This window comes from Xanthomonas axonopodis, from assembly GCF_001304695.1.
GTDB classification, from domain to species: Bacteria; Pseudomonadota; Gammaproteobacteria; order Xanthomonadales; family Xanthomonadaceae; genus Xanthomonas; species Xanthomonas axonopodis.
The window spans coordinates 1-2,455 of record NZ_JFAQ01000227.1 but is presented as its reverse complement, the minus strand read 5'-3'; the positions used below and the strand labels follow the sequence as shown (position 1 = coordinate 2,455).

General features: G+C 61.5%; 2 protein-coding genes. Both read right to left on the bottom strand.

Annotated features, from left to right (window positions below):
• Positions 1–581, bottom strand: a 581-nt coding sequence (locus tag XAXN_RS22025; protein ID WP_167694825.1) for a transposase, incomplete at its 3' end; no start/stop codon positions are given.
• 340 nt (positions 582–921) lie between these two features.
• Positions 922–2,349, bottom strand: a complete 1,428-nt coding sequence (locus tag XAXN_RS17865) for a sugar porter family MFS transporter (protein ID WP_054320538.1) — start codon at positions 2,347–2,349, stop codon at positions 922–924.
• Positions 2,350–2,455: the final 106 nt, after the last annotated feature.

Here is a 2,455-nt window from a genome sequence, read left to right as displayed (position 1 = left end):
TAGCCACTTTCGCCGCCTTGCGGAGAACCCCGTGTGGATTGTGCGTCAATGACCGCGGCGGTGGGCTCGGCGTTCTTGCCTTCACGCTCGCGCCATTGTGCGCGCAGACGATCATGCATTTGCTCGAACTTGCCTTGCTCGCTCCAGCGGCGAAAGGTTCGATACACGTTTTGCCAACGAGGAAAATGCCTGGGTAGCATCCGCCACGATCCACCGCTGCCAACCACGTAACAGCAGGCGTCCACCAACACTGTGCGGCTGATGCGGGGCGGCAAGCCGCGACCGCCTTCGTTCTCGAAAATATCCCTGACCAACTCCCATTCAGCGTCGGTCAGGCAGCTGGGGGACGTCTGTTCTGGCGTCTGGCGGCGATGAGCATCGGTATCGCCATAGCGTGGCACATCCGTCTCGGCTTTCTCGATCGTCACCACCTCGTGGCTGGGCATGCGTTCAATCCTAAGCCTCTTCAACGTCGATGCCAGCGTTTGATCGTGAACCTTCATGTTGCAGCGACGAAAAAGCTCCAATCTGACTTCTTCTATCGTCGCAGTCGGATCCGACTCTACGATTTCCACCAACATTGCTTCGTGTTCGGCTTGAATCTTCGGCGGGCGGCCCATCTTGATGGCTAGTCGTCAGGAGATGATGCAATTGTATAATTATGTAAACACCCTCTTAGCCCGCACATGGATGAACGCTGAGTTCGGTAGCGATAGCAATGCATCCGACGACGCATTGGAGAGGAACACAAGCGCGCAATGCTGCTGACGCGAACCAGGCCTTGCTGCGTGGTTCGGCTTGCTGAGGCGGCTTATGCAAGCGCGCGTAGCGTTTGGCTATAAGAAAATCATCCCAACAAAAAAGGCCACGCATTGCGCGACCTTCTTCGTTTTCCGTGCCGATATCGGCATATAGAGGCGATCAGCCCTCCATTTGTTCGAGTTCCTTGCCCTTGGTCTCGTAGACGTACTTGAGGACGAAGAACACCGAGATGAAGGCGGCGACCGTGTAGATGCCGTAGGCCCCGGCTAGGCCGATGCTGCCGAGCAGGATCGGGAAGCTGACGGTGATGGCGAAGTTGGAGGTCCACTGCGCGGCGCCAGCAATGGCCAGGCCCGAGCCGCGGATCTGGTTAGGGAACATCTCGCCCAGCATCACCCACATCACCGGGCCCCACGAGGCGTTGAAGAACACCACGTAGACGTTGGCAGCCACCAGGGCGAGCATGCCCATGGCGTCGGACATCGCAAGCTTGCCGTTGGGATCCAGCGAGGCGGTGGCAAACGCGTACGTTACCAAGGCCAGGGAGACGGCCATGCCGGCCGAGCCGATCCACAGCAACGGCTTGCGGCCAATCTTGTCCACCAGCATCACGGTGACCAGGCAGGCGCCAATGCTGAGGCCGCCGGAAAGCACGTTGATCAACAGCGCATCCTGCTCGGAGAAGCCCACTGCCTGCCACAACACCGCGCCGTAATAGAACACCACGTTGATGCCGACCAGTTGCTGGAACACCGCCAGGCCAATGCCGATCCAGACGATGGGGCGGATCTTGCCGGTGGCCTTGTTGATCAGGTCGGAGAGCTTGGGCTTGTGCTGGTCGGCCGCCATCGAGGCGGAAATCTCGCCCAGCTTGGTCTGCGCGGCGGCGTTGCCGTACAGGCGCTTGAGCACCACCAGCGCCTGCTCGAGACGACCCTTGACCACCAGGTAGCGCGGGCTTTCCGGGATGACCAGCAGCAGCAACAGGAACAGGATCGAGGGAACCGCCTGCATCCAGAACATCCAGCGCCAGGCGGCCTGCCCGGCCCAGAGCGGCTCGGTGGAAGCACCGGCGGCGTTGGCCAGCAGGTAGTTGCTCAGAAATGCGCAGAACAGCCCGCTGATGATGGCGATCTGCTGCATCGTGGCGAGCCGCCCGCGATAGCGCGCAGAGGCCACTTCGGCGATGTAGGCCGGCGAAATGACGCTGGCCGCGCCCACCGCAAAGCCGCCCATCACACGGGCGAAGATGAAGAAGCCGGAACTGTGCGAGGCGCCGGCGCCGATGGCCGAGAGCAGGAACAGCGCCGCGGAAATGATCAGCACCGAGCGGCGGCCCCAGCGGTCGGCCAGGCGTCCTGCAAAGAAGGCGCCGATGGCGCAGCCCAGCAGCATCGAGGCAACCTCGAAGCCGGTCTCGGCGGCGGTGGACTGGAAGGTCTGTTTCAGGCCATCGACGGTGCCATTGATCACGCCGCTGTCGAAGCCGAACAGAAAGCCACCGATCGTGGCCACGCAACTAATCAGGATGATGAAACGGGTGTTCTCGCCGGCATCGGGGGCGCCGTCAATGGAAACACTGGACATGGGTTCACCTGGGAACATGCAAGGGAGCGTCCACGGGGGTGGCCGCCATCGGCCGGCGACGCAATGCGCCGCCGGCCACGGGACATCAACGCGTCAGATACTGATT

Excerpts from the sequence above, each read along its gene's own strand:
- XAXN_RS17865 (WP_054320538.1), bottom strand. The coding sequence starts at position 2,349 with ATGTCCAGTGTTTCCATTGACGGCGCCCCCGATGCCGGCGAGAACACC.